27 protein-coding genes are annotated in these 26944 nt (G+C 67.5%); 21 read left to right on the forward strand and 6 right to left on the reverse strand.

From position 1 onward, the window contains the following. The first annotated feature begins 154 nt into the window (after window positions 1–154). From BLJ79_RS17305 to BLJ79_RS17315, 3 genes are all read left to right on the forward strand, one after another. The gene (locus BLJ79_RS17305) at window positions 155–1495 is read left to right on the forward strand and encodes an NAD(P)-binding domain-containing protein (protein WP_083411408.1); all 1341 of its coding nucleotides are present in this window, start codon (window positions 155–157) and stop codon (window positions 1493–1495) included. A gap of 157 nt (window positions 1496–1652) precedes the next feature. After that, a complete protein-coding gene (locus tag BLJ79_RS17310) occupies window positions 1653–2018 on the forward strand; it encodes a PadR family transcriptional regulator (RefSeq protein WP_071216015.1) in 366 nt (121 codons plus the stop codon). Continuing rightward, the gene (locus BLJ79_RS17315; RefSeq protein ID WP_071216084.1) at window positions 2018–3367 is read left to right on the forward strand and encodes a permease prefix domain 1-containing protein; all 1350 of its coding nucleotides are present in this window, start codon (window positions 2018–2020) and stop codon (window positions 3365–3367) included. Before BLJ79_RS17310 ends, BLJ79_RS17315 begins: the two co-directional genes overlap by 1 nt. A 122-nt stretch (window positions 3368–3489) precedes the next feature. On the opposite strand, the gene BLJ79_RS17320 is transcribed toward BLJ79_RS17315, so the two are convergent. The 3 genes from BLJ79_RS17320 to BLJ79_RS17330 all read right to left on the reverse strand — a co-directional run bounded on the left by BLJ79_RS17320 (window position 3490) and on the right by BLJ79_RS17330 (window position 6006). Further along, the gene (locus tag BLJ79_RS17320; protein WP_071216016.1) at window positions 3490–4194 is read right to left on the reverse strand and encodes a transglycosylase family protein; all 705 of its coding nucleotides are present in this window, start codon (window positions 4192–4194) and stop codon (window positions 3490–3492) included. Window positions 4195–4514: 320 nt separating this feature from the next. Next, on the reverse strand, window positions 4515–5204 hold the full coding sequence (locus BLJ79_RS17325) for a phosphonatase-like hydrolase (RefSeq protein ID WP_071216017.1): 690 nt from the start codon (window positions 5202–5204) through the stop codon (window positions 4515–4517). 31 nt (window positions 5205–5235) lie between these two features. After that, on the reverse strand, window positions 5236–6006 hold the full coding sequence (locus tag BLJ79_RS17330; protein WP_071216018.1) for a GntR family transcriptional regulator: 771 nt from the start codon (window positions 6004–6006) through the stop codon (window positions 5236–5238). Window positions 6007–6166: 160 nt separating this feature from the next. Between BLJ79_RS17330 and BLJ79_RS17335 the strand changes: the two genes are divergently transcribed. The 6 genes from BLJ79_RS17335 to BLJ79_RS17360 all read left to right on the forward strand — a co-directional run bounded on the left by BLJ79_RS17335 (window position 6167) and on the right by BLJ79_RS17360 (window position 12012). After that, a complete protein-coding gene (locus BLJ79_RS17335; RefSeq protein ID WP_071216085.1) occupies window positions 6167–7363 on the forward strand; it encodes a TIGR03364 family FAD-dependent oxidoreductase in 1197 nt (398 codons plus the stop codon). A 14-nt stretch (window positions 7364–7377) separates the two neighbouring features. After that, complete coding sequence (locus BLJ79_RS17340; protein ID WP_071216019.1) at window positions 7378–8292, forward strand: phosphate/phosphite/phosphonate ABC transporter substrate-binding protein; 915 nt, start codon at window positions 7378–7380, stop codon at window positions 8290–8292. Continuing rightward, a complete protein-coding gene (locus BLJ79_RS17345; RefSeq protein ID WP_083411410.1) occupies window positions 8292–9101 on the forward strand; it encodes a phosphonate ABC transporter ATP-binding protein in 810 nt (269 codons plus the stop codon). The genes BLJ79_RS17340 and BLJ79_RS17345 overlap by 1 nt, the downstream gene beginning before the upstream one ends. Further along, window positions 9098–9916: a phosphonate ABC transporter, permease protein PhnE gene (phnE, locus tag BLJ79_RS17350; RefSeq protein ID WP_071216020.1), complete on the forward strand. Its 819-nt coding sequence runs from the start codon at window positions 9098–9100 to the stop codon at window positions 9914–9916. Before BLJ79_RS17345 ends, phnE begins: the two co-directional genes overlap by 4 nt. A 59-nt stretch (window positions 9917–9975) precedes the next feature. Further along, entirely contained in the window at window positions 9976–10836 is an 861-nt protein-coding gene (gene rarD, locus BLJ79_RS17355) for an EamA family transporter RarD (protein ID WP_071216021.1), read from the forward strand. Window positions 10837–10902: 66 nt separating this feature from the next. After that, complete coding sequence (locus tag BLJ79_RS17360; protein ID WP_071216022.1) at window positions 10903–12012, forward strand: YihY/virulence factor BrkB family protein; 1110 nt, start codon at window positions 10903–10905, stop codon at window positions 12010–12012. A gap of 13 nt (window positions 12013–12025) precedes the next feature. On the opposite strand, the gene BLJ79_RS17365 is transcribed toward BLJ79_RS17360, so the two are convergent. Next, on the reverse strand, window positions 12026–13516 hold the full coding sequence (locus BLJ79_RS17365; protein ID WP_071216087.1) for a TIGR01777 family oxidoreductase: 1491 nt from the start codon (window positions 13514–13516) through the stop codon (window positions 12026–12028). A gap of 183 nt (window positions 13517–13699) precedes the next feature. Between BLJ79_RS17365 and BLJ79_RS23435 the strand changes: the two genes are divergently transcribed. Next, the gene (locus BLJ79_RS23435) at window positions 13700–13861 is read left to right on the forward strand and encodes a hypothetical protein (RefSeq protein WP_175475521.1); all 162 of its coding nucleotides are present in this window, start codon (window positions 13700–13702) and stop codon (window positions 13859–13861) included. 21 nt (window positions 13862–13882) lie between these two features. On the opposite strand, the gene BLJ79_RS17370 is transcribed toward BLJ79_RS23435, so the two are convergent. Both BLJ79_RS17370 and BLJ79_RS17375 read right to left on the reverse strand, forming a co-directional pair. After that, complete coding sequence (locus BLJ79_RS17370) at window positions 13883–15631, reverse strand: hypothetical protein (RefSeq protein ID WP_071216023.1); 1749 nt, start codon at window positions 15629–15631, stop codon at window positions 13883–13885. A gap of 92 nt (window positions 15632–15723) precedes the next feature. After that, complete coding sequence (locus BLJ79_RS17375; protein WP_071216024.1) at window positions 15724–16455, reverse strand: M50 family metallopeptidase; 732 nt, start codon at window positions 16453–16455, stop codon at window positions 15724–15726. 152 nt (window positions 16456–16607) lie between these two features. Between BLJ79_RS17375 and BLJ79_RS17380 the strand changes: the two genes are divergently transcribed. From BLJ79_RS17380 to BLJ79_RS17430, 11 genes are all read left to right on the forward strand, one after another. Then, entirely contained in the window at window positions 16608–16949 is a 342-nt protein-coding gene (locus tag BLJ79_RS17380) for a hypothetical protein (RefSeq protein ID WP_071216025.1), read from the forward strand. Between the two features lie 74 nt (window positions 16950–17023). Further along, window positions 17024–17668, forward strand: a complete 645-nt coding sequence (locus tag BLJ79_RS17385; protein WP_071216026.1) for a DUF305 domain-containing protein — start codon at window positions 17024–17026, stop codon at window positions 17666–17668. A 14-nt stretch (window positions 17669–17682) separates the two neighbouring features. Then, window positions 17683–18291 (forward strand): thioredoxin-like domain-containing protein, encoded by a 609-nt coding sequence (locus BLJ79_RS17390; RefSeq protein WP_071216027.1) that lies wholly within the window; start codon window positions 17683–17685, stop codon window positions 18289–18291. A gap of 35 nt (window positions 18292–18326) precedes the next feature. Next, window positions 18327–18623: a hypothetical protein gene (locus BLJ79_RS17395; protein ID WP_071216028.1), complete on the forward strand. Its 297-nt coding sequence runs from the start codon at window positions 18327–18329 to the stop codon at window positions 18621–18623. Window positions 18624–18713: 90 nt separating this feature from the next. Next, window positions 18714–20285 carry an AMP-binding protein gene (locus BLJ79_RS17400; protein ID WP_071216029.1) on the forward strand — a complete coding sequence of 524 codons (1572 nt, stop codon included), beginning with the start codon at window positions 18714–18716 and terminating at the stop codon, window positions 20283–20285. 84 nt (window positions 20286–20369) lie between these two features. Further along, complete coding sequence (locus BLJ79_RS17405; RefSeq protein WP_071216030.1) at window positions 20370–21071, forward strand: SGNH/GDSL hydrolase family protein; 702 nt, start codon at window positions 20370–20372, stop codon at window positions 21069–21071. Between the two features lie 5 nt (window positions 21072–21076). Continuing rightward, window positions 21077–22864: a glutaminase A gene (gene glsA, locus BLJ79_RS17410; protein ID WP_071216031.1), complete on the forward strand. Its 1788-nt coding sequence runs from the start codon at window positions 21077–21079 to the stop codon at window positions 22862–22864. A gap of 216 nt (window positions 22865–23080) precedes the next feature. Then, the gene (locus BLJ79_RS17415; RefSeq protein ID WP_071216032.1) at window positions 23081–23749 is read left to right on the forward strand and encodes an alpha/beta hydrolase family protein; all 669 of its coding nucleotides are present in this window, start codon (window positions 23081–23083) and stop codon (window positions 23747–23749) included. Between the two features lie 49 nt (window positions 23750–23798). Then, the gene (locus tag BLJ79_RS17420) at window positions 23799–24551 is read left to right on the forward strand and encodes a FadR/GntR family transcriptional regulator (RefSeq protein WP_071216033.1); all 753 of its coding nucleotides are present in this window, start codon (window positions 23799–23801) and stop codon (window positions 24549–24551) included. Next, window positions 24548–25258, forward strand: coding sequence for a PDC sensor domain-containing protein (locus BLJ79_RS17425; RefSeq protein WP_071216034.1), 711 nt, complete (start codon window positions 24548–24550; stop codon window positions 25256–25258). Before BLJ79_RS17420 ends, BLJ79_RS17425 begins: the two co-directional genes overlap by 4 nt. Before the next feature lie 117 nt (window positions 25259–25375). Then, the gene (locus BLJ79_RS17430) at window positions 25376–26866 is read left to right on the forward strand and encodes an APC family permease (protein ID WP_071216035.1); all 1491 of its coding nucleotides are present in this window, start codon (window positions 25376–25378) and stop codon (window positions 26864–26866) included. The last annotated feature ends 78 nt before the right edge of the window (window positions 26867–26944 follow it).

The following is a 26944-nucleotide window of genomic DNA, read 5'->3' on the forward strand; positions in this document are numbered from 1 at the left end:
TGACCTTGCGGCGCACGAAGCGCCTGGCCTTGTATTCGGAGGAGAGCACTTCTTCTTTCAAGGGTCGTACTTCCGCTGTCGCCTTTCATTGGCGCGGTCCCGAATTTCCCTTTGCCACGGGTAATTGAATCGGCCCCGGAATGAGGAGAAAAGCATGAGCTTGCGAGTCGGAATCATTGGTGCAGGACCCAGCGGCATGGCACAGCTGCGGGCATTCGAGGCCGCGCGCGCCAAGGGTGCGGACATGCCCGAAATCGTTTGCTTCGAAAAGCAATCCGACTGGGGAGGCCAGTGGAACTACAGCTGGCACACCGGCATCGACGGCTCGGGGGAATCGGCCCACTCATCGATGTACCGGCACCTGTGGTCCAACGGGCCCAAGGAATGCCTCGAATTCTCCGATTACACCTTCGACGAGCACTTCGGCCGGCCGATTTCCTCGTTCCCTCCGCGCGAGGTCCTTTTCGATTACATTGCCGGCCGCGTCGAAAAGTCCGACGTGCGCAAGTACATCCAGTTCAACACCGCCGTTCGCTGGGTCAACTACGACGAGGCAACCGAGGAGTTCACGCTCTTCAGCCAGGACGTGAAGACCGGCGAATCCAAGACCCATGTCTTCGACAAGCTGGTCGTCTCCACCGGGCATTTCTCCACCCCCAACATCCCGGACTTCGACGGGATCAACACCTTCCCCGGCGAGGTGCTGCACGCCCACGATTTCCGCGGCGCCGAGCGCTTCGGCGGCAAGCGACTGCTGATGATCGGGTCCTCGTATTCCGCGGAGGACATCGGCATGCAGGCGCACAAGATGGGCGCCGCCTCGATCACCCTGAGCTACCGCAGCGGACCCATGGGATTCGACTGGCCTTCGACCACCGTCGAGCGTCCTCTGGTCACCCGCTTCGAGGGCACCACGGCCCACTTCGCCGACGGCACCAGCGGCGAATTCGATGCTGTCATCATGTGCACCGGCTACCTGCACAAGTACCCGTTCCTGCCCTCGGACCTGGCGGTAAGCTCCCCCAACGTCTTGTACCCGGGCAACCTCTACAAGGGTGTGGTGTGGCAGCAGAACACCAACCTGTTCTACCTGGGCGCCCAAGACCAGTACTACACCTTCAACATGTTCGATGCGCAGGCATGGTTTGCCCGCGATGCCATGACCGGCAAGATCGCCTTGCCCTCGGCCGAAGCCCGTGCCGCCGACATCCAGTCCTGGCTCGATGCGCAGGCCGCCCTGGCCGACCACGACGCCGAGGCCGATTTCCAGACGTTCAAGGACTGGATGCGCCACAAGTCGGAGGACATCCTGGGCTACCGCGACAAGGCCCACCGTTCGGTGATCACCGGAACCATGGCAGAGATCCACCACACGCGCTGGATCAACGCCATGGACGACTCGCTGGAGCGCTTCCTCAACGGCCCTTCCCAGAACATGGACACCAACGCCATGGCTACCGTGGATGCCAACGCCATCCTGGCCAAGGGCAAGTAGGCAACAGGCCCATCACCGGGCCACATCGCAAAGGTCCCGTTTCTCCCCACAAAGTGGGGGCAAAAGGGACCTTTGCCGTTGAATCGACACCGCCTTGGCTTGCTTTCAGGGACGCACGGGCGTTCAATACATAGAAGATCTATGTATAGGAGGAATCGTGCGCATCGACAAGGACCTGGTCGCCGCATCGGCGACCCCGCTCGTGCTGGGAATCCTCGCCGAAGGCGAGTTGCACGGCTATGCCATCATCAAGAAGGTCGGGGAGCTTTCCGGCGGGGACATGCAATGGACCGACGGAATGCTATACCCCTTGCTGCACCGCCTCGAACGGCTCGGCCACCTCGAGGCGAGCTGGGGCCACTCCCCGGAGACCGGGCGTCGGCGCAAGCACTACGCCATCACACCCTCCGGACGTGAGGCCCTGGCCGAGCGTCAGGAACAGTGGAGCGTGGTGGCCAAGGCGCTGCGGCAGGTCTGGCACAACGCGCAGCTGCCGCCGGCGATGGAAACGGGGTGGGCGTGATGGAACCGCATGAGGGGCTCGAAGCCCAAATCGCACACTGGCGCGGCTACGTCGCCCGACGCCGTGCCATCTCGCCCGCCGACCTCGACGAGCTCGAGGACCACCTGCGTGAACAAATCGCCGAACGGCGGGCCGGCGGGCTGGACGAGGATGAATCCTTCCTGGTGGCCATCAAGCGCATGGGCAATCTGGACGCCGTTTCACGCGAATTTGCCCGGGAACACTCCGAAAGGCTGTGGAAGCAGCTGGTGCTGCTTCCCGAGGACCCTGCGGCAACCGGCGTTCCGCCGTGGCGCGAGCTTGCCGTCGTGCTGTCACTGGCAGTGGGCGCGGGCCTGGCCCTGAAGGCCGGGCTATCCTGGCTGGGCGGGGACGAGGTGCTGTTGCGCAACACGGGCCTGTTGGTCTTCCCCTTCCTGGCCGCCTACTTCGCGTGGAAGCGGCGGCTCGCCGTGCGGCTCCTGCTCGCGCTGGTTGTTCCCTTCGCCGCGTTGGCCGTGGTGCTGAACGCCTACCCGTTCGCCCCGGAGGGTTCCACCGGGCTGTTGGCGGCACTGCACGCACCGGTGCTCCTGTGGCTGTTGGCCGGCGTGGCGTACGTCGGCGGGCGGTGGCGAAGCGACGGGCGGCGCATGGACTTCGTGAGGTTCACCGGCGAGTTGGCCATCTACTTCACGCTGCTGGGCCTCGGCGGCGGGGTGCTCATCGGGCTCACCGCCGCGGTGCTGCAGCTGGTGGGCCTGGACCTGGAACCGATCATGGAGGCCTGGATCCTGCCTTTCGCCGTCCCCGGGGCCCTGGTCGTCGCCGCCTGGCTGGTGGAGGCCAAGCAGGACGTCATCGAGAACATCGCGCCGGTGCTCACGCGCATCTTCACGCCGCTGACCATCGCCATGCTGCTGGCCATGTTGGTCGTGCTCACCACCGCGGGCGGGCTCATCGATGTCGACCGCGGCCTGCTGATCCTCATGAATGCTGTCCTGGTGCTGGTGCTGTGCCTGCTGCTCTATGCGCTGTCGGCGCGCGAGCCGCTGGCTCCGGCGGGCATCTTCGATGTCCTGCAGCTGGTACTGCTGGTCGCCGCCCTGGCCGTGGACGCGGTGATGCTTACCGCCATGCTGGCGCGGATCGCCGAGTTCGGCTCCAGCCCCAACAAGATCGCCGCTCTGGGGTTAAACCTGCTGCTGCTTGTCCACCTGCTTCGGGCAGCCTGGCTCTCGGCCGGGTTCCTGCGCGGCAGGTGCCGGTTCGCGGAGCTCGAACGCTGGCAGACCAGGTACCTGCCCGTCTATGGCCTGTGGGCGGCCGTGGTGGTGTTCGTTTTCCCGCCGGTCTTCGCGTTCGCCTGAGCCGCGGCCCCGGCATCGGGAAGCGGGGAGCGGACACGCAAAAGGACTGCTCCCTAGCCACTTGGGGGTTTGGCTAGGGAACAGCCCTCCTGGCCGTTCGTCCGCTCATGCGAGGGACCGGTTTACTTGGTTGGCAGGTCCAGCGACTGTCCAACAAAAATGAGGTCGGAGCTGGGAACGACATCCTGGTTCAGCGAGTACAGGCCCTGCCAGCTGCTCAGGCCCTGGGCCTGGGCGATCTTGAACAGGGTGTCCCCGGCCTTGACGGTGTAGTTCTTGCCCGAGTCCTTGACGTTGACGCTGATGACCGGGGCCTTGGCCACCGGTGCTGCGGCGCGCTTGCCGGAAGAGGCATAGCTCTTGGCCGGAACCGACTTGGTCTTGTAGGTCTTGGCCGAGGTTGACTTGTAGGTCGAAGCCTCGGTGGACTTCTTCGGGGTGGACTCGTAGGTCTTGGCGACCGAGCCCTTGCCGCCGGAGAGCCCCAGCTTGGCAGAGCATGCGGGCCATGCGCCCCAGCCCTGGCCGGCCTTCACACGTTCTGCGACGCGGATCTGCTCGGACTTGGAAGCGTTGTCGGCGCTTCCGCTGCCGCCGTAGGCCTGCCAGGTCGAGTTCGAGAACTGGAGCCCGCCCTTGTAGCCGTTGCCGGTGTTGATGGACCAGTTGCCGCCGGACTCGCACTGGGCCAGTGCGTCCCAGGTGCTGGTGCTGGCTGCCGAGGCAGGTGCCACCGACATTGCCATGGCTCCCCCCGCCAAGGCGATTGCGGCGACGGTTGCTGCGCCACGGCGAATGTTTTTGGTTTTGGTGTTCTGCTGGATCATGTTTCTCCAGTGCCATCCTCCGCTTAGGTCGTCCAGGACCATCATGGCGGCGTTGTCCGGCGTCGCAATCGACGTTCGAGTGGCTACCGCCGCCGTGGACAACGAGGGATACTCGGCGGTAGTTGTGACGCGTTCCGTAACCTGTTGTTATAGAAACGTTACTTAAAGACCGTACGGCACCACCCCGGGGCCAAGTCAAGTCGGGGGCCCACCCCATGTTCATCAGGCCTAGTCAAACCGTATAAAAAAGTTGATCATGCACCAAAAAGCGTCCCGGCGACCACACTGGCTCCCGGGACGCTGTTACCAAAACGATATTATTAGCGGCTGACTAGTGCAGACTCGAGAACGCTGGGAAGGTCCTTGGCGCCTTCCAACACCCAGCTGTGCGGGTGTCGCTCAAGCTCCTCGCGGCCCAGCGCCCCGGTGAGCACGCCGAGTCCCTTCACGCCGGCATGGTGGGCCGCCAGGAGGTCGACCACGGTGTCCCCGCCGGCCACGACGGCGCGCACATCGTGCACTCCGGTGGCCTCCATGACCCGGTGGATCATGTACGGCGCCGGCCGGCCGGCGGCCACTTCGTCGCTGGTGACCACGGCATCGAGCAGCTGGCCTTGGCCGATTTCCCACCCCAGCGTTTCCAGGATGGGTGCGGCAACGTCGCGCGAAAAACCAGTGGTCAGGCCGATCTTGATTCCGCGGGCCTTGAGTGCGCGCAGCGCGTCCTCGACGCCTGGCAGGGCCTCCGGCGGGTTCGCCGCGTAGCGCTCGGCCAGCATGGCCCGGAAGTGGGCAAACTGCTTGGCAACGACCCCGGGGTCCGCCTTCACGCCGCCGAGTTCCATCAGTGCGGCAATGGCCTCGGTCTTGTCCGCCCCCATCCAGGTCTGCAGGTCGGCTGCATCCACGGTGGCCCCCGTGGCCGTGACCGAATCCTCAAGGGCGCGGTAGACGATCCCGTGCTCGTTCACGGTGGTGCCGGCCATGTCCAAGACGACAAGTTCAATCATTGTTTTCATCCTTATGTTGGTGGTTCAGGTGTCAGGCAACCAGCGGGACGCGTACCAGCGCGGCCCTGGATGCCCTGGTGTTTTCGATGACGAAGTTTGCAAGGTGCGGCAGGTACCGGTCATCCGAGCATTCAAGGATGCGGCCGTCGGCCGCATAGGTCAGCCGGTGCTCGCGCAGCAGCGCCGCGCCCGGCTCCACGCCCAACAGCTCTGCGTCGGTGGCGTCCGCGCCGACCGCATCAATCACGTGCCGGCCCCGGGTCAGGTCCACGCCCCGGCTCGTCAGGTATCCGAAGATCGAGCCGCTGTCGGTGTCGAAGCCAAAAAGGGCGTTGCCGACCTCCGCAATGAAGTTGCTGCGTTCGACCATGGTCGGTTTCCCGTCGAGGGACCGCAGCCGCAGCACCTGGATGACCGGCTCCCCGGGCCGGAGCCCCATCTTTCCCGCCAGGTCCTCGCCGGCCGGGCGCCGGGCGATCTCCACGGTCCGTTGCCCCGGTTCCCGGCCCAGCGAATGGGCCCACTCGGAAAAGGACATGAAGGTGGCAAACGACTGGGACGGCACCGGGCGGGCGACCACCGGGGGTTTTCCCCGGCCACCGGTGACCATCCCCTCGCTGCGCAGGCTTGCCAACGCCTGGCGGACCGTTCCACGGGAAACACCGTGCTGGGCGCAAAGCTCCGCCTCGCTGGGCAGCGGCCTGCCCTCTTTCCAGTCGCCGGAGGAGATCTTCTCGCGGAAGAGTTCGCTGAGTTGCTGGTGGATGGGTTCATCGGATATTGACGGCACGTACTTGAGCATACAAGTGGATTCCGCGACAATCCGGGGTCCTGAGTGAACTGCAAATGAACAGGTCATGAAGTAATTGTCGACCAAATGAACCGTTGGTGAACTTGTTTGGACAAGTGCCGTTCTGGCTTGATCCCGGGTGCCCCGAGCGGCAAACATCAATGCCGTGAACATGATCAAAACAAATTCCGAGGCCACCGCAGAACCGGTGGCAAGCACCGACGTCCTGGTCGTCGGGGCAGGCATCATTGGCCTGGCCCACGCAGCACTGGCCCTGAAAGCGGGCTTGAGCGTCACCGTCATCGAACGCGACCACCGTGCGGTGGGCGCCTCGGTGCGCAACTTCGGCCATGCCTGCATCACCGCCCAGCACGGCGAGCTCTACGAACTTGCCCAGGCCGGCCGGAAGCATTGGCTCGACTTCGCGGCCAAGGCAGGATTCTGGGCCATCGAGTCCGGCGCCCTGGTGGTGGCCGCGACCGAGACCGAGCTGCAGCTGCTGCGCGAATTCTCCGCCTCGCGCCCCGAGGGCCAGGTCACCGTCCTGGACCCGGACGCCGTGCGGGCCAGGCTCGGCCGCGAAAACACCGACGGCATCCGCGGCGGCGCCTTCCTGGCCGACGACCTGCGTGTCGACCCGCGCACCACCGTCGCCACCCTGGCAGGCTGGCTCGACGCCCAGGACGACGCAGCGGTGCACTTCAACACCGCCGCCCTGGGCCTCGGCGCCGGCACCTCGCGCAAGGCCCGGGTGGACACCGGCCGCGGCGCCTTCGAGGCGGACAGGGTATTCATCTGCGTCGGCCACGACGTGGATTACCTGTTCCCGCAGATCGCCGCCGAGCACCGAATCACCCGCTGCGCCCTGCAGATGGCCGCGGCCCCCGCCCCGGAATCCACCACCATCATCCCGGCCGTGCTCACCGCGACCTCAATGCTGCGCTACGACGCGTTCACGCAGCTGCCCTCGGCGAGCGCACTGCGCGCCCAGGTCGCCGCCGCACGCCCCGACCTGCTGGAGATCGGCGCCAACGTGATGTTCACCCAGCGTCCGGACGGCACCTTGCTGCTCGGGGACTCGCACTCCTACGACCTGTCCCAGGACCCGTTCCTGAACGAATCCACGACCCAGACGCTCCTGCAGGCCGCGGCAAAGGTGCTCGACGTCGATTCCTTCGCCCCCTCCGAACGCTGGCAGGGCATCTACGCCTCCTCCGAGGTCTCCCCGCTCCTGGTCCGCGACATCACGGAGGCCATCACCCTGGTCTCGGTGACCAGTGGCATCGGCATGACGCTCTCCTTCGGCCTGGCCGAGGCAAACCTCAACTCCCGTCCCGTCTCCCGGCCCACCGCCTCCACCACCCGCTAAGGACCAGACTTTCCATGAAAACCACTCGCACCCTCGCCCTGTCCCTGGCCGCCCTCGCCGCCTTCACGCTGGCGGGCTGCTCCTCCACCGAGGCCCCGGCCAGCGCCGATTCCAATGCCTACTGCCCCACCGGGGAACTGAAATTCGGCATCGAACCGTTCGAGGACCCCACCAAGCTCGAACCCGCCTACCAGGTCCTGGCCTCCGCCCTGGGCAAGGAACTGGATTGCAGCATCGAGGTCCAGGTCGTGGAGGACTACGCCGCCGAGGTGCTCTCGATGCGCAACGGGAAGCTGGACATCGGCCAGTTCGGTCCCATGGGCTACGTCTTCGCCTCCACCAAGGCCAACGCCGAGCCGCTGGCGTCCTTCGGCACCTCCGACGGCAAGCTCTCCTCCTACACCGCCGGCATCTGGGTTCCGAAGGACTCGGACATCCGCTCCATCGAGGACTTGCGCGGCAAGGACCTGGCCCTGGGCTCGGTCGGTTCCACCAGCGGGGACGTGCTTCCACGCTTCGGCCTGAAGAAGGCCGGAATCACCGAGGACGAACTGAACTTGAACTACGCCGGCGGGCACCCCGAGGCCCTGCTGGCCCTGGCCAAGGGCACCGTGGACGCGGCCCAGATCAACTCGCAGACCCTGGCCAGCGCCACCGAATCGGGCAACTTCGACCCCGCCGGATTCCGCCAGGTCTGGGAATCCGAATCCATCCCCAACGACCCGATCACCGTCTCGGCGGACGCCGACCCGGCCTTCAAGGCAGCGGTGAAGGACGCGCTGCTGAACCTGGCCCCGGCCGACATCGAGGCCGTGGGCAAGTTCCTGGACGTCACCCCGGCCGGACCCCTGATCGAGGTCACCAAGGAAACCTACAACCCGCTCTTCGACCTGGCCGAAACCATGGGCCTGACCGAGAAGGACATCTAATGACCACCCTGCACCTTCCAGTCTCCCGGCTGGCCGAAGCCACCGTGCCCGGCGAACCGATCCTTGAGGTGGAAAACCTCACCAAGTCCTTCGGCGGACGCACCGTGCTGGACGGGGTCGACTTCACCCTGGCCCGCGGCTCCGTGGTCGCCTTCCTGGGCGCCAACGGCTCGGGCAAGTCCACCACTCTCAAGTGCGTCATGGGCCTGGAGACCCCCGAGGCCGGTTCCATCAAGCTGGCCGGGACCGAGCTGTCAGCGCTGCGCGGAACCGAATTGGCCAGGGCCAGGTCCTCGGTGGCCATGGTCTTCCAGAAGATCCACCTGGTCCCGCGCCGCACCGCACTGGAAAACGTGTGCGCCGGCGCCCTGGGCAGGCTCGGCGGACCGGCCTCCCTCAGCCCGATGTTCTTCCCCCGCGAACTCAAGGAGGAGGCCATGGCGGCCCTGGCCCGGGTCGGCATGGCCGACCGCGCCCATGAGAAGGCCGGCCGGCTTTCGGGCGGGCAGGCCCAGCGCGTGGCGGTCGCCCGCGCCCTGTGCCAGCGCGCTTCCGTGCTGCTGGCCGACGAACCGGTCTCCGCCCTTGACCCGCGGGCCGCCGAGGAAGTCATGGAACTGCTGGCCGAACTCGCCCACGGGGAAAACCTGGCCGTGGCCGCGGTGCTGCACCAGCCGGACCTGGCCCTGCGCCACGCCGACACCGTGATCGGCCTGATAGACGGCCGCATCGAATACTCCGGGGACATCTCCGGCCTGGATGCGTCCATGCAGGCCCGCCTCTACACCCCGAACCGGGCAGCGGCATGAGCGCGCCGGTCGCACGCCTCTCGGTCCCCAAGCTCCCCAACGCCGGGTGGCGGATCACCTCGATCCTCACCGCCATCGCGGTCTTCGTCGTGCTGCACGTCTTCGCGCTGCGCGGCACCGACTTCGAGGTCGCGGCACTGGTCACCGGCGCCGAGGGCATGGCCTCCTTCCTGGCCGATGCCTTCCCGCCGGACCTGGACTGGGAAGGGGTGCTGGCCCCGGCACTGAAGGCCACCACGGTGACGTTGTGGATCGGCCTGCTGGGCACCACGCTCTCGATCCCTTCCGCCCTCCTGCTGGCGGTGTTCGCCTCGCGCACCACCACCCCGCACCGGGCCGTGTACCAGCTTTCCCGCGCGGTCCTGTCCTTCTTCCGCGCGGTCCCCGACATCGTCTTCGCGCTGATCTTCGTCACCGCGGTGGGCCTTGGCCCCTTCGCCGGGGTGCTCGCGCTGATCTGCCACAACACCGGGGTCATGGGCAAGCTCTGGGCGGAGTCCATGGAGGAGGCCGACAACGGTCCGCAACAGGCGCTGTCCACCGCCGGGGCCTCGCGCCTGCAGCAGGTCACCCATGCTGCCCTGCCCATGGTGCTGGGCCAGTTCGTCGGGTTGCTGCTCYACCGCTTCGACGTGAACGTWCGCTCCTCGCTGGTGCTGGGGCTCGTGGGGGCGGGCGGCATCGGGCTGCTGATCAACCAGTCCATCAAGTCCTTCCGCTTCGACGCGATGGCCACGCAGATCATCGTGGTGCTGGTGCTGATCATCCTGGTCGACCAGCTCTCCTCCTTCATCAGGCGCAAGCTCGAGGTCTAGCCAAGGCCGGTGAATTAGGATGGAGGAACAGTCAAAACCCCAGAGACGGAGCGTCGTCGGTGAATCGTGGCGTTCTTGCCTCCCTTGTTGCCTCGGCGTTGTTCGCCGTGATCTTCCTGGTCTCCGGGTCCCTCAAGGACATCGGGCACACCGAGGTCTACGGCTGGCGGATCGTGCTGACGCTGGCGATCATCGCCCCGGTCTACGCGTTGGTTCCCTCCCGCCGGGCCCAGATGCTCGCCCTTCTCGGACGCATCAGGGCCCGGCCCTCGCTGCTGTTCTTCGGGGTCATCGCCAGTGCCCTGGTCGGCGTCCAGCTCTGGCTGTTCATGTACGCACCCATGAACGGGTACGCCCTGGCGACCTCGCTGGGCTACTTCCTGCTGCCGCTGGTCATGGTCGTAGTGGGGCGGGCGGCCTTCGCCGAGCGGCTCTCCCGGGGACAGAAGATCGCGGTGGCGCTGGCTGCTCTCGGGGTGGCACACCAACTGGTCTTCGCCGGAGGGCTGGCCTGGCCCACCCTGCTGATCTGCCTGGGCTACCCCATCTACTTCGCCGCCAGGCGACGGGCACGCTTCGAATCCAATGCCGCCTTCACCCTGGAGATCCTGCTGCTGACCCCGCTGGCGCTCTGGTTCATCCTCACCGGGGCACGCGGACCCGGGGCCGAACTGCTGCCGGTGCTCTCCATCGGAGTGCTGGGGGCACTGGCCATGTTCCTCTACCTGGGCGCCGCCTCGCTGCTGTCCCTGTCGGTCTTCGGGCTGTTGAGCTACGTCGAACCTGTGCTCCTGCTGGTGGCAGCGGTGGCCATGGGCGAACAACTCGTCGCCCGCGATGCCTTCACCTACGCACCGATCATCCTGGCGCTGGTCCTGCTGGCCGCCGACGGATTTCGCGCGTCGCGTTCCCTGCGTTGAGGGGGCCAAGGCCGTAGGGTGGGAAAAAGTCCAAGCCAAGCCCGCCGAAAGCCGGTGATTTCCCCAGTGGAGAAACCAGAACACAACGATCCGACGCTACGCCGGGATTCCTGGCTCTATGCCCTGAAGCGAACCGTGCGCGAGTTTTCCCGCGACGGGGCCACCGACCTCGCCGCCGCCCTGACCTACTACGCGGTCCTGTCCCTGGTGCCCGGGCTGCTGGCGATCCTCTCGCTGCTCTCCCTGGTCAGCGGCGGGTCCGAGGCCCGGGACTGGATGGTCCAGGCCATCGGCGCGGTCGGCACCCCGGAGATGCGAACGAATGCCGAGGCGCTGCTGAAGCAGCTCGGCGAGCAGACCGGGGCAGGATGGGCCCTGCTCGTTGGCCTGCTCGGTGCCCTGTGGTCGGCCTCCGCGTACGTGGGGGCCTTCGGGAGGGCGCTTAACCGCACCTACGCCACCACCGAGGGGCGCCCGTTGTGGAAGCTGCGGCCGCAGATGTACCTGCTGACCCTGGTCATCGTGGTCCTGGCGGTGCTCGCGCTGGCCCTGCTGGTGCTCTCCGGGCCGGTGGCCCGCGGCATCGGGGACGTGCTGGGGCTGGGCGAGGCGACGCTGCTGGCCTGGAACATCGCCAAGTGGCCCGTGCTGGTGCTGATCGCCGTGTTCATGGTTGCCCTGCTCTACCACTTCACCCCGAACATCCGCCAGCCGAGGTTCCGCTGGATCAGCGCCGGGTCCCTGGGTGCGCTGTGTGTGCTGGCCTTGGCCACCGCGGGGTTCTTCTTCTATGTGGCGTTCGGGACGTACCAGAGCGGCTACGGGGCGCTGGCCGGGGTGATCATCCTGCTGCTGTGGATCTGGCTGGCGAACATCTCCCTGCTGCTGGGCTCGGAACTGGACGCCGAGCTGGAGCGCGCCCGGGAACTGCGCCAGGGCCTGGCCGTGGAAGACGAGTTGGCGTTGCCGGCCCGCGACGACACCGGGATCGCCAAGGCGCGCCTGGCGATGCTCGATGACCACCAGGACGCCCGGGCGCTGCGGATGCGGGCGGGCGGGGAGGCCCACCCCGACGTGGATCTTCCCGGGCCGCGCATCCCCTGGGGACTGCTGGCCGGGACCCTGGGTGCCGTGGGCGCGTACCTGGCCGGGCGGCGGCACGGCGCGGGGCGTTAGCAGGCCCCTTGGCTCAGGACCGGCCCAGCACGTGGCGCAAGGCCGACTCCAGGTCCGGCTGCCGGAATTCGTAGCCGCTGGCCTCGACCTTTCCGCTGTCCACCAGCTGGTTGGCAAAGGCCAGCTCGGCGGCGCCCTCGCGGCCCAGCAGCAGCCGGGGCCCGAAGGCCGGGACCGGGACCCGTGCCGGGCGGCGCACCACCTTGCCCAGGACCCTGGCGTATTCGCGCCCCTGCACGGGGTTCGGTGCCACGGCATTGACCGGACCGGACAGTGAATCGGTCAGCAGCGCATGCGCGTAGATGCCCACCACGTCATCGAGCCCGATCCAGGACTGCCAGGCGTCCGCGGCCAGGGGCCCGCCCAGGCCCAGGGCGAAGAGCGGCAGCATTTGCGCCAGGATGCCTCCGGCCGGGGACTGCACCAGCCCGGTGCGCACATTGACCACCCGGACACCCGCCGCGGCGGCCGGCGCGCAGGATTCCTCCCAGGCCGTGCAGACCCCTGCGAGGAAGTCGGTGCCGGGCTTCGCGTTCTCTGCCAATGGCACGGCCGGGGACGTGCCATGCGGGTTCGCCCCGTAGATGCCGATGGCGGAGGCAACGATGAAGCTGCGTGGCTTCCCGTCCCCCGCCAGCGACGCCAGGGCGCGGGCAAGCAGACCGGTGCCCAGCACGCGCGAGGAGCGGATCGACTCCTTGGTTCCCTGCGTGAACCGACCGCCAATGGTGTGCCCGGCCAGGTTCACCACCGCGTCGACCCCGCGCAAATCCTCCGGGTCCAGCACCGCGTTCTCGGGGTCCCAGAAGATCCGCTCCTTCCCGTCGGCCGCGGCCCGGTCCCGGACCAGCCGGATGACGCGGTGTCCTCCCCCGCCGAGCAGGGCGCAGAGCTGGGTGCCGATCATTCCGGAGGCCCCGGCCACGGCAACCACCAGGGGCCGGGCCCGGTGGCCGGCGTGGAAGGCCAAATCGGCCCGGAGCATTCGTTCGCGGTAGCGGAAGACCTGGATCAGCTCGTGCCTGAAGGCCTTCTCGGTGAGCCGGTGCGCCTGCTGCCACGGCAGCCGGTTGAGCACCGGCAGTTCGTACTCCACCACGTCGCGCATCACCGTGCCGGGCGTTGCCGGGGAGCCGTCGTCGGCAAAGAGGTGCCGGTGTTCCCATCGGACCAGCGGGCCCGATTCCATGATGTCGGTGAAGGCGTGCCCGGGGTTCAGCGCGATGTGCTTGGCGTGCCACGGGACTTGTGCCCGCACCCACCCGGGAAGCCCGAGGGTCCGGACGCCGGTCTCGACGGCCGCGGCCAGCGAGGTGCCCATGGTTCCGGGGGCCGCGATGTCCATGACGGCACGCGAGCCCACGGCCAGGCCCTTGTCGGGTTCCTGCCTGATGGTTCCGGTAAAGGGTGCGGCCAGCCGGGGCAGGGCCCCGGGGCGGGCAAACCAGTCGAACACCATCTGGCGCGGGTAGGGCAGATGCGTGGTGTATTCAAAGGTTGCCATGGCCGTGCCCATCCCTAGGTGTCGTGTTCGTTGCCCCCTTCCACCCACACTAGGCGAAATCCGTCTCTTCGGTCAGGCCCCGGCGGCGGCGGGGCTCCGGCGGAACCAAATTGTCCTAGGGACGTGGTTTGCTGGTGGCATCGATCCATCGTCAAGTCAGGGGGAGCGAAAATGGGTATCGGCATGCCGGCCTATCCAACCCTCATGGAGCTGCGCACCGCCGGGTGGACGCTGGAACAAATAGCGAGCACCTACGGGGTCGAGGAACCTGCGATCCAGGACGTGCTCACCTGGCATTTCCTCCACGGGGCCCCGGCCGGCAGGATTCCGCCCGCCGGGACGTAGCAATGCCTCCGGGCGCCGGGATCAGATGCCGAAGGTGTCGTGGGAGACGAGCTCGTGGAGTTCGATGCGCCCGTCGGGCAGCTTCCAGTAATGCACGCGGCGGGCCGCGGCCACCCCGATCTCCACGCTCATCCGCCAACAGGTTGCCCCGTCCGTCTCCCGGATCTCCTGCGGGTCGTCCCCTCCGGGACCGGTCCGCTTGGGGTGCACCTCGCGCGCGGCCATCCGGTCCGCCCTCCCGGTCAGCAGCTGGGTCAGGGCCTTGAGGGTCTTGCCGCGCAGCGCGGCACCGTGCGCGTAGAACGAGGCGGCGAACTTCGGGCCGATGACGAAGCCCGGGTCCCAGGGATAGACGGCCTTCTCGTTCGCCGGGACGCGGTGTGCCCACTCCAGGTACAGCTCGTGGCGCAATGCCGCCTCCGCGGTGGTGAACAGGTCCCGGGCGTCGCTCGGCGCCGGCTCCACGGTGGTGCGGGCCTTCCGCCGGGCCATCCGGTGGTTCTGGTTCAGCGCCTCCGACTTGTTGCGCAGCAGGGTCCGCAGTTTGAGCGCCTCGGCACGGTACCGGCCCAGCTGTTGCAGCGCGGAGGCCAACTCGGGTTCCGCATTGCCGGCCTGCTGTTGGCGCAACGCCTTCAGTTCGGACTTGAGCGCATCGATCTGCAGCAACGCCTGGCGCAGGGCCTCGCGCTGCTTTTCCGGCGTCGGAACCACCGGCATTCCGGTCGTGGATTCTGCGGCCGGCGGTTCTCCGGGTTCCGGGACGTGGTCCCGGTCGACGACCAGCCAGGGGGTGCCGCCGCGCACCAGGGCCGGGGCTACGGCCACCGGTTCGTTGTCATCGACATCCACCAGCACGAGCTTGCGCACCCCGGAGGCATTGACCAGCCGCGCCGCAACGACCTGCCCCGGTGCCAGCAGCGAGTCGACGTCGTCCAGTTCGTTGGAGGAGACATCTGCGCGGTGCACCGTGATGTTCTCCCCCGGCACCGGGACCAGCACCGCTGCATCTTTCCCGGCCTCGAACACCAGGCACGGGACGACCTGGTTCCAGGAGTAGTGCTGCAGCAGGCGCGGGTGCAGCAGGGATTCGCGGATCAGCAGGCGCCCGCTGCCCGGTTCCCGGGCGCCGGCGAGCCGGCTTCCGGTTTCCAGCATCCAGGTCAACGGGGCGTGCGGATAGATGTCCTCGCTGTGGATCTCGGCGCTTGCGCCGTTGTCCAGGGCAATGACGGCGGTGAAGCCGTGGTTCCGGAATCCGGCAACCGCTCCGGCCACCAGCACCGAGTGGCTTCCGGTGCCCGTCGACACCGGCACCGGGGAGCCCACGGTGCGCACCGGGTCCGCGGCGTGCCGCCCGGGTCCGGGGGTCGGGGACGCCGAAACCACCAACGTGCGGGGGTCGGGCAGGAAGAGCACCTCATCGATCAGCTCATTGCTGATCCGCTCGATCGAGTCCCCGGCGCGCACCACGTGCGGCCGCCCGGGCGCGATCCCTTGGCTGCCGGGCCCGGTGGGATAGACGCGGGCAGCGGTGCCGAACACCTCCCACCCGTAGGGCAGGTGGTCGCGCAGCTCGTAGGTCAGCCGGCCCGTGGGAACCACGATGACCTCGGCCCAGTCCTTGACTTCCTCGTAGATCGCCTGGGCATCGAACCCGGCCGCTTCCGCCCGTGCGCTGAGGGTGATGACGACCGAATGCAGGCGTCTCGGTTGCATGAGGTGCAGGGCGAGGTCTTCCCCGGAGCGCGTCCAGCGGTGGACTCCCATCCGGATTCACCTCCCTGGCTTGGCCCGGCACCGTTCCCGTGTGTTTCCAAACCTACCGGAGCGACGCGCCTGATGGATGGGCCAGGGTTGTCTCAGGCCAGCATACCCGCGAGCATCCAGCCGGAGAGCACGACCGAGCCGCCCACCACCACGGTGAAGCCCAGGAGCCAGAACCAGGCCGGCAGCCAGCTGCGCGTGGCCAGGATGTACGCGTCGGAGGAAGAAACCAGCTCGCGCCGACGGGTGTGGACCCCGATCACCTTGAACAGGTCTCGCACCGAGCCCACCAGCAGCATCAGCCCCAGGCCGAGAACCACCCAGCCCATGGCCTGGGCCGGGGTGTAGAGCACCAGCAGCTGGGCCGCCAGCGCGGAACACAGCGCCACCGCAATCCCGGCCCAGTTGCGCAGGAACACCAGCGACCCCAACAGCACCAGTGCCCCGATGGACAGGGCCGCGGAGGCATGGCCGAAGTACGTCGAGGCAACCAGGCCCAGGCCGACCGCGGCGGGTGCCGGATAGCCCCAGAAGCCGCTGAAAACCGCGGAGAACCCGGGCTTCCCGCTGCTGACCAGTTCTCCGGAATGATCCAGCCGGATCTTCAGTCCATGGACGAAGCGCCCGGTGGCCAGCGCGGCAAAGGCGTGGCCCAATTCGTGCACGAAGGTCACATACAGCCCGAAGATCCGCCAGGTGGCCCGCGGCACGGTCAGCAGCACGCACAACGCCAGCAGGCCGAGCACCGGCCACGGCGCCAGCACCAACGGTTCGGTGCCGCCGAACCCGGCCAGCACCGCCTGCCACCAGCGGTCAATGATTTCCATCCCCCAACCCTATGCCGCGATCATGCATGCCCTTTGCAGCCGGGCAGCCGGAGCCCGGGTCTGCGCACCTGGCTCACAGCAAATGCACATCTCGCATTTATATCGTTGATTCCTCAACCAACATCTGGTCCGCGATCCGAAGGGCGGCACACGTGAAGCGACTGCTGGGGCTGCTGCTTGCCCTCTGCGTCCTGCTTCCGCTGTGCCACACCCTGGCACCGGCATCGGTGGCCGATTCGGCCACCCACTTCGGCATCTCGGCGAGCGCCTCCGCAGCGACCGGGGCCACCCATTGCCCCACGGATGCTCCGGACAAGCAGCACTGCGCCCCGAGCACGGATCCGCAGTTGAACATCGCCCAGATCGCCCCGCGCCCGGACTCCTCCGGGGCCTTCGGCGCGCTACCGGCAACCCTTGCCCCATCGTCCGGGGCTCCGCGGGCGCAACAGGCACGGGCCCCCGACTTGCACGCACTGTCCATTTCACGCACGTAGAACGCGGCCCCTTCCCCCCTGCCGCCAGCGCGCCGCCTTGCGGTGCACCGCATCCATTTCTCCAAGGACCGCTCATGTCCGAACCCAAAACTTCCCGTGCCCTGGTCATCGCCGTGGTGGTGCTCATGCTTGCCATGGCCACCGGCGGCTGGATCCTGGGCTCCGCCAACCCACGGGGCACCTTCCCCTCCGAGGCCTCCCCCGAGGCCGGCTTTGCCCGCGACATGCAGACGCACCACCACCAGGCCGTGCAGCTGTCCATGATCATCCGCGAGCACTCCGCCAACAAAGCGGTGCGCTCCATGGCCTACGACATCGCCCTGACCCAGCAACAGCAATCCGGGCAGATGTATGCCTGGCTCGAAACCTGGGGCCTGCCCCAGACCGGCGAATCGATGACCTGGATGAGCGATCTGCTCACCGACGACGGCACCCATGCCGCGCACCGGACAGCTGCCCCCGGCAAAGCCCACACCATGGCCTCGATGGGCATGGCCAGTGCGGCCGACATCGACAAGCTCACCGCCGCGCGCGGGAGCACTGCCGACCGCCAGTTCCTGACCCTGATGATCGCCCACCACAAAGGCGGGGTCGAGATGGCACAGGCCTACCTGCAACGCGGGAACGACCCGATGGTCACCGCGTTCGCCAACAAAATCGTCATGACCCAACAGGCCGAGATCTCGGCCCTGACCCAGCTGCTCGCGCAGCTGAGCTAAAGGATTCCCTTCCCATGAACAAGCGCCAAGAAGCCCAAGAAGTCCTTGCCAAGGCCCAGGCCAAGGAAAAACGCACCAAGCTCCTCACCGTTGCGCTGGTCGCCGCCGCTGCGCTGGCCATCATCGTTCCCACCGCGGTGGTGCTCACCGGTGCCGCCCAGGAGAAATCCGCGGTCGCCGCGGCCGCCGCGAGCCCGATCGAGGGCGTGAAGGACTACAAGATCGCCTCCGCCAACCACGTCGATGCCAAGGTGACCTACGCGCAGAAGCCCGGTGTCGGCGGGGACCACAACCCCGTCTGGCTCAATTGCGGCATCTACGAAAAGCCGGTGCCGGAAAACAACGCCGTGCATTCCCTGGAACACGGCGCGGTGTGGGTCAGCTACGACGGGGTATCCGACGCCGAGCTGGCCACGCTGAAGCAGGACGTGGGCGAAAAGACCTACATGCTCCTGAGCCCGTATCCGGACCAGGGCGCCAAGATCAAGCTCACCGCCTGGGGCGAGCAGCTCAGCGTGGATTCCGCCGACGACCCGCGCATCGCCGCGTTCGTCAAGAAGTACCGCCAGGGTCCCCAGACCCCGGAGCCGGGCGCACCGTGCACCGGCGGCATCGGCCTCTAAGCTTGAAGGACAAGGAACAAGGAGAACACCGAACCATGTCACTGCTTCCCTCCGCACTAGCCGGAACCGGACTCATCGGCGGCTTCGCCACCGCCCGCACCACCAAGAACCGCCCCGCCGGCGGGGCCGTGCTCGCCGTCGCGGGAACCGGCGCCTTCCTGGCCTGGAAGGCCAACGTCGGGGCCCCCAGGGCCGCGGCGCTGACCGGGCTCTACCTGGCCGCCTTCGGCGCCTCGCACCCGCTGGCCAAGAAGATCGGTGCGTGGCCGGCGGTCAACGCCGTGACCGCGGCGGTCGTGCTCGCTTCCCTGGTGGCGGGGCGCCGCAGGTAGGTTCACAATCAGTGGTTTTGCCTCCCCGCGCTGGTAGCTTTGGCGGCGGGGAAGCAATCCCCGCCTCACGAACCAAGGCAGGCAACAGGCATGCATTCATTCAATATCCCGGTCCTTTCCACCCTGCCGCGGGACGTGCAACCGGCGGTGCTCCTGTGCGACAGGCACCCCGGCGACGCGGTCGCCTTCACCGTCATCGATGCGGACCTGGGCTCGGTGGACCTTGACTATGCGACGCTGAAGCTGCGCTCCGAGCAGGCCGCGGCGCTCTTTGCCTCCCGCGGCATCAAGCCCGGGGACCGCGTGGCCACGCTGATGGGCAAGAGCGCCGAGCTGCTCTACACGTTGCTGGGGCTCTGGCGGCTGGGAGCAGTTCATGTGCCGCTGTTCACCGCATTCGCCACGCCCGCCATCGAGGTCCGGGTTGCCGGGGCCGATGCCAAGCTCATCGTCGCCGACACCGCCCAGGCGCCCAAGCTCGCATCCCTGCCCCACCCGGTGCTGGGCACCGGGGAGCTGGCGGCCCTGCTCGAGGCGCAGCCGGCCGGCTTCGCACCGGCAACCCGGTCGCTGGATGACCCGCTGGTGGAGATCTTCACCTCCGGCACCACCGGAACCCCCAAGGGGGTTGCCGTTCCGGTGCGTGCGCTGGAAGCCTTCGACACGTACTTCCGCTACGGCCTGGACGTCACGCAGGACGACACGTTCTGGAACGTGGCCGACCCCGGCTGGGCCTACGGGCTGTACTACGGGATCCTCGCCCCGCTCTACGCCGGTAGGCGGAACCTGCTGCTGTCCACCGGGTTCAGTGCCGAGACCTGCTGGGCCGTGCTGGAAAAGTTCAACGTCACCAACTTCGCCGCCGCCCCCACCATCGTGCGCTCCCTGCGCGCCGCCAAGCCCAAGGGGGTTCCCGGGCTCACGCTCGCGAAGGCCTCCTCGGCCGGCGAACCGCTGGACGCCACCACCATCGCCTGGGCCCAGGCCGTGCTCGGGGTCCCGGTGCGCGACCACTACGGGCAGACCGAGATGGGCATGTGCATTGTCAACGGCTGGGCACCGGAGGTCATCGACACGGTCAAGGCCGGATCCATGGGCCGGCCCATGCCCGGGTACTCGGCCTGCGTGCTGCAGCCCGACACCGACGAATGCGCACCGGCCGGAACCCGCGGACGGGTCGCGCTGAACGTCGCCGGCTCCCCGATGCTCTGGTTCAACGGATACACCGGGGACCCGGCACGCACCGCCGAACGCTATTCCGCCGACGGCCGCTGGTACCTCACCGGGGACGCAGGGACCATGGACGAAGACGGCTACATCTTCTTCTCCTCGCGCGACGACGACGTGATCATCATGGCCGGCTACCGGATCGGCCCGTTCGAGGTCGAGTCCGTGCTGGCCGAACACCCGTTGGTGCTCGAATCCGCGGTCATCGGGGTCCCCGACGAGCTGCGCGGCGAGGTCCTGGTCGCCCACGTGGTGCTCAAGGACGGGGCAACCGGCAGCGACCGGCTCACCGCCGAGCTGCAGGCCCTGGTCAAGACCCGCTATGCGGCCCACGCCTACCCGCGGAAGATCACCTACGCCGCCGAGCTGCCCAAGACCTCCTCGGGGAAGCTGCAGCGCTTCATCCTGCGCGAACGCGAATCGTTGCAGGATTGAGTCCGTCCCGCACGTTCCCGGGCATGGTGCACCCTTAGGCTTAAAGGCCAGGAAGGGGGCAATACCTTGGGAACTCGCAAACCCTTGCTCATACTCGCAATCGTGTCCGTCTTTGCCGGCCTGCTCGGCCTCTCCGGAGGCCCGCGCGCCGATGAAACGGTGCCGCAGGCCTTTGCCCTGCCCGCCGGCGGGGTCCAGGTGAGGTTCATGGTCGCCGGGGACTCGATCACCGCCGCCGGCAGCCACACGGTGGCCGACGGGCATGTCGGGGAGGCCTCCTGGATCAACTACGTGAACACGCCCGGGGCACCCCCGGCCCTGGCCTGGACCGGCGGGTGGGCGCTGGGCGGAGCCCAGACCGGGGACATGGCCGCGGCCCTGCGCCACGGCAGCGCCGACGCCCTGGTGCTCCTGGCCGGGACCAACGACCTGGCCCGGCACACCAAACGTGAGCGGACCGCGGCAAACCTCATCCGGATCTCACAGATCGTCCAGGCCCCGAGGGTCCTGCTCTCCAGCGTCCCGCCGCGCGACGACGCGGTGGAAGCCACCGTGGAGTACAACGGCTTCCTGCAATCCCTGGCCGCCGAGCGCGGGTGGATCTTCGTGGACGCCGCCGCCGGGCTGCGCAGCGACGCCAACACCTTCGCCGCCGGACTCAGCGACGACGGGGTGCACCCCAACGTGGAAGGCGCGAAGATCCTGGGAGCGGCCATCGGCCAGGCGCTGGGCACGAAACCCGTCGTCGCAATCGCCGACACCGAGGGGCCCCAGCCCCTAGGCTAGGAGCCATGCGCTCCCCCATCGACAGCTACCTCGCCGACCTGCACGCCGACCTGCTTGGCCGTTCCTCCGGCACCCCCTACCAGGGCATCCCGGCGATGAAGGATGCGGACAACACGAAGTTCGCCATCGCCATCGCCACCGTCGACGGGCACGTCTACCAGGTCGGGGACGCCGAGCTGGAATTCTCCATCCAATCCATCTCCAAGCCCTTCTCCTACGCGCTGGCACTGGACGACATCGGGCTGGACGCGGTGGATGAGAAGATCGACGTGGAACCCAGCGGGGATGCGTTCAATGAGATCTCGCTGGCCAGGGACTCCGGTCGTCCGGCCAACGCCATGATCAACGCCGGGGCCATCGCGACGATCTCCTTGATCCGGGACACCGAGGCCCCGCGCTTCGGCCGCATCCTGCAGCACTTCTCGGCGGCCGCCGGGCGGCAACTGGAACTGAGCGATTCGATCTACGCCTCCGAGGCGCTGACCGGGCACCGCAACCGCGCCCTGGCCTACCTCCTGCGCTCCTTCGACATCATCGAGACCGACCCGACCCCGGTGCTCGAGGACTACTTCCGCGCCTGCTCGGTCATGGTCAACACCCGGGACCTGGCCCTGATGGCCGCGACCCTGGCCAACGGCGGCACCCAGCCGGCCACCGGGGTGCAGGTCATGGGCAAGGAAGCGGTCCAGCGCACCCTGTCGGTCATGACCACCTGCGGAATGTACGACGACGCCGGGGCCTGGATTTCGGCGGTGGGGCTGCCGGCGAAATCCGGGGTCGGCGGCGGACTGATCGCGGTGCTRCCGGGCCAGCTCGGCCTGGCCATCTACTCCCCGGCGCTGGATGCGCACGGCTCCTCGGTGCGCGGGGTCGCGGCCAGCGAGCGCATCAGCGCCGACATGGGCCTGCATTTCGTGCGCGCCGCGAGGCTGGGCCGCTCGACGATCCGCGAGAACTACGACATCACCGAGGCACCGTCCTACACCCGGTACAGCGATGCGGCCAACCGGCTGCTGGCCGAGTACGGCGAGCGCGCACATGTGGTGGAACTGGCCGGGGACCTGCTCTTCGCCGGCACCGAGTCCATGGTGCGCGAGGTCAGCGGGCTGGAGCCGTCCGTGGAGCTGGTGATCCTGGACCTGCGCCGGGTCGACGAGATCGACAGGATCGCGGTGCAGATGATCCACCAGCTGGGCCGGGAGCTGGAGGCCGAGGGACGCACCCTGGCACTGGTGCAGGAAAAGGCCTTCGAACCGCTGGCGTCCCTGCGCTGCTTCCCCAGCCGCAACGACGCGGTGGAGTGGGCCGAGACCATGCTGCTGCAGCGCCACGGCAGCGAGGACCTGGTGCCCAGCGAGGTCGCGGTCCGCGACTTCGCGGCGCTGGACCCGCTGGATTCCGCGGACATCGACCTGCTCGAGTCCCTGATGGAGGAAAGCCGGATCGAGGACGGACGCATTATTCGCCGGCCCGGCCAGGAATTCGGCGGCGTGTACTTCATCCTCAGCGGCAAGGTGGTCACCTCGACCCTGCAGAACGGCAAGCCGGTGCGGCACGCCAGGCTCTCGGCCGGCATGACCTTCGGCGAGATCGCCCTGGGCGGCGAGGGCGAGCAGACCACCCGGGTCACCGCGGTGGGCAGGCTGCACCTGAAGGTGCTTTCGGCCGCGTCGATCGCCAGGCTGGAGGCCGATGACCCGGGAACCGCCTTGCGCTTCTGGAAGGCGGTGGCGCGCGATGCCTACACCCGCGTCGAGGCGAACATAAAGGACACCAGCTACCCGCTGCACTGATCTCCTCGGCTTCAAGCACCGCTTCGCCCACGTGGGCGGGGCCAGGCGGTGAGCGGCGGCCGGGAACGGCAAGGGGCAGGCCGGGTTCGGGGACCTGCACCAGCAGGATCCCGTTGTCCCACTTGGCCATCTAGCTTGGGGGTGCCCGCCGGATCGCCCGCCGGGCAGGGCGATCGGTTCGATCCAACCGCAGGCACGAACGCTAGGCTGGAAGGCATGAGCCAGGAACTGACCATCCCGTGGGGCGACGAAACCCTCACCGCGTTGCTTGACGAGGCCGAGAACCCCCGTGTCTTCCTGGTCCTCGCCCACGGCTCCGGCGCCGGCAAGGACCACGACTTCCTCTCCGGCTACGCCCGGGCGATGGCCAACCAGGGCATCTCGGTGCTGCGGTTCAACTTCCCGTACATGGACGCGGGCAGGAAATTCCCCGACCGTGCACCCGTTGCTGTCACGGTGTGGAAGCAGGTGCGTTCGTGGGTCGGCTCGAACCTGTCGGGGGACCTTCCGGTGTTTGCCGCCGGCAAGTCCTTTGGCGGCCGCATGGCGTCCCTGGCCGTCGCCGAAGGCATGGACGCCCGGTCCCTGGTCTTCCTGGGATACCCCCTGCATGCCCCTAAAAAGGAAGACAAGCTGCGCGACGAGCACCTCTACGCGTTGGCGGTGCCGATGCTCTTCCTCGAAGGCACCCGCGACCCGTTCGCGAACCGGGACATCATGACCCGCGTTTTCTCCAACCTCAACCGGGACAGCGAACTTCTCTGGCTCGAAGGCGGCGACCACTCCTTCAAGGTGGCCCGCTCCGGCCGCACCGTTTCCGAAGATGGCGCCGGGCTCGCCGAAGCCACGGCCGAATTCATCCGAACGCAACTGGCCAAGGACTGAACACCGCGTCCCGGGGCATGCCCGTTGCGCTGCGGATAGAGTTGCAGCCATGACCCAAAGTCCCTCCACTCCGCGAGGGCCCCGCAGCGCCGTGTTTACGCCGCTGGACGGGGCTACCCGGTCCCTGCAGGTGGCCCGGCGCCTTACCGACGCCATCTTGCTGGGCGTCATTTCCCCCGGCGAGCGACTTCCGACCGAGGCTGAGCTGGCCCAGCGCTTTGGCGTTGCCCTGGTCACCGCGCGCGAGGCGCTGAGCGAGATCCGGAGGGCAGGGCTGGTGGAAACTCGACGCGGACGCGACGGGGGCTCCTTCGTCCTGGCCTCGAGCGACACCCCCACCCAGGTGCTCACGGCGCGGCTGCGCGGCATTTCGCGAATCGAGCTGGCCGATGTCGGCACCTACGAGGCCACGCTGTGTGCCGGGGCGGCCGAACGCGCCGCCGAACTGGCTTCCGGCGAGGAAGCCACCCGGCTCGCCCATTGGCTAGCGGATGCCGATTTCACCACCGCACGTACCGCCGCACGGAACCAGGGCGGATTCCTGCTGGAACTTGCGGTGATCTCCCAATCTCCGCGCTTGGTGCGGGAGCAGATCCGTTTCCAGGCCGAGTTCGGCCAGCTGCTGTGGCTGGGGCTTGGCGAGCAGGCCATCCGCCATGAGGTTTACGGCTGCAACGAAACCATCGTCGCGGCCATTTCCGCCGGGGACATAGACCTGGCGCGCAGCACCGTGCGCCGGCTGCTCAAGACGCTGACCACATGGCTGCTGAAGACCAAGGAACGATTGGAGCGCGCGGCATGACCACGACCCAGGAAACCGCTGAGCGCATCGGCGCACTTTTCAACGAACATTTTTCCATGCTTGACGCGTTGCGCACCCAGGTCGAGGGCGGAATGGAACGCGGTGCGGATCTCGACGCCCTCGTTCTTGGTTTCGTGCAGCCCAGGCTCATGGTCGAAGGGGCCACGGTGGCAGGGGCCGGATACATCGGCGGTCCCGGCTCCTCGCCCACCCCCGGGGTCGGAGGCGCGAAGGCCATGCACTTTGCCTGGTGGCTCGGCCCGCTGGCCGAGAACCCGCTGTCCGGCACCACCACCGAGGTCACCCGACTGGACCTTGCCGCCAGGGAATACGCAGACTATTTGCGGGACTTCAGTTCGCTGGAATGGTATTCGGTCCCCGAATCCACGGGTGCCCGACACATTACCGGACCCTATGTAGACCACCTGTGCACCTGCGACTACATGCTCACCCTGACCACCCCGGTGGGCGCCCGGGGAGCTGGCATCGTGGGCTTGGACATCCTGGTACGGAAGATCGAGCCCCAAATCCTGCGGCTACTGCGCGCCATTGACGGACCCGCGGCGCTTGCCACCGCCGGAGGGCGCATCATCGTCTCGACCGCCGACGACTGGGACCTGGGTTCAAGCCTGAAGGAGTTTTCGGGATGCCCAGTCCCGGGAACCACACTGGTGGTGGCCACCGGAGAAAATAATCATTCYATTTAGGATGATAAGCGTGTAGCCTAACTCTTGTGACGACGGTCACGAGGCGGGCTCCCGGTGCTACGCAGGCCATGGTCCACCGCCATATCCCACTCGCAGCCACCAAAGGTCCCACACGCCATGAGCAGCCAAAATATCGAAGACGGCAACCACCTCGCCGTCCTGGGATACGAGCAATCCTTTGATCGCTCGATGTCCCTCTGGGCGAACTTCGCCCTCGGCTTCACCTATCTCTCCCCCTTGGTCGGGGTCTACTCACTATTCGCCCTAGCCCTTTCCACTGGAGGTCCGCCCTCGGTATTTTGGATCCTCGTCGTGGCCGGCGGCCAGTTCCTGGTGTCCTTGGTCTTCGGCGAGGTCGTCTCCCAGTACCCGATCCATGGCGGCATCTACCCCTGGACCCGGCGGCTATGGGGACGGCGCTACGCTTGGATGGCCGCCTGGATCTACATCTGGGCGATGGTCGTCACCATCACCGCAGTTGCCCAGTTCGGCTCAGGATTCGTGGCCAGCACCTTCGGGGCGGAATTGAACCGAGGAACCACACTGGCGTTCTCCGTCGCGCTGCTCCTGATCGCCCTGGTACTCAACTTCACCGGCACCAAAACCCTGGCCCGGGTGGCCCGCATCGGCCTGGCGGCCGAACTCATCGGCGTGATCGCCGTGGGACTCTACCTGCTCATCTTCGCCCGCAAGCAGCCCTTCAGCATCTTCATTGATTCGATGGGGGTAGAGGGCAGCGGCAGCTACTCTGCGGCTTTCATGGGCGCGGCCTTGGCCGGGCTGTTCCTCTTCTACGGCTTCGAAGCCTGCGGCGACGTGGCCGAGGAAGTCAGCAACCCGGCACGCCGCATTCCCACCGCCATGATGATGACCATCCTGGTCGGCGGCATCTCCGCCCTGCTCTCCTTCGGCGGCTACGTGCTAGCAGCCCCGGACCTGCAGTCGATCGTCAACGGCGAGGACACCGATCCCATCCCGGCCATCCTGGAGTCTTCCCTCGGCCCGGTGGGAGCAAAGATTTTCCTGCTCGTCGCACTGACCGCGTTCTTGTCTTGCGTGCTCTCCCTGCAGGCGGCCGCTTCACGGCTGATGTATTCGTTCGCCCGAGACGGCATGGTTCCCGGCCACCGATGGCTGGCGCGGGTCTCGCCAACCACCAAGGTGCCCACCAACGCACTTATCGTGGCCTGCTCCATCCCGTTGCTGATCTGCGTCATGATCTACTTCGGTCCCGAGTCCCTGCTGACCCAGGTAACGAGCTTCGCCATCCTCGGTATCTACGTCTCCTTCCAGGCCGTGGTCCTGGCCGCGCTGCGCCAACGCCTCAAGGGCTGGAAGCCAGCCGGGCCCTTCAGCCTGGGAGCAGCAGGTCTCGTGATCAATGTTCTTGCCCTGGTCTACGGTGTCTTTGCCATGGTGCTGCTGGCCAGGCCCGGGGCCACCGGTGACTTTGTCGCCGACTGGATTGTGCTGATCGGACTGGCTGTCGTTGCCGGATCCGGCGCCCTGTACCTCTTTGTTGCCCAGCCTGACAAGAAATCCGACGCCCCCAGCGGGGACGCAATCGAGGTCGCCCAAAAGCTGCGTTCTGCCCAGCCCGTCCGCTGACCTGTGCCCAGGTGGAAAGTCCCGGCGTGCACCGCATGCCGGGGCTTTCCGCCTCGCTGCACCAGTACCTGGAACCGT

The organism is Arthrobacter sp. UCD-GKA, from assembly GCF_001863355.1.
Taxonomy (GTDB): Bacteria; Actinomycetota; Actinomycetes; order Actinomycetales; family Micrococcaceae; genus Paeniglutamicibacter.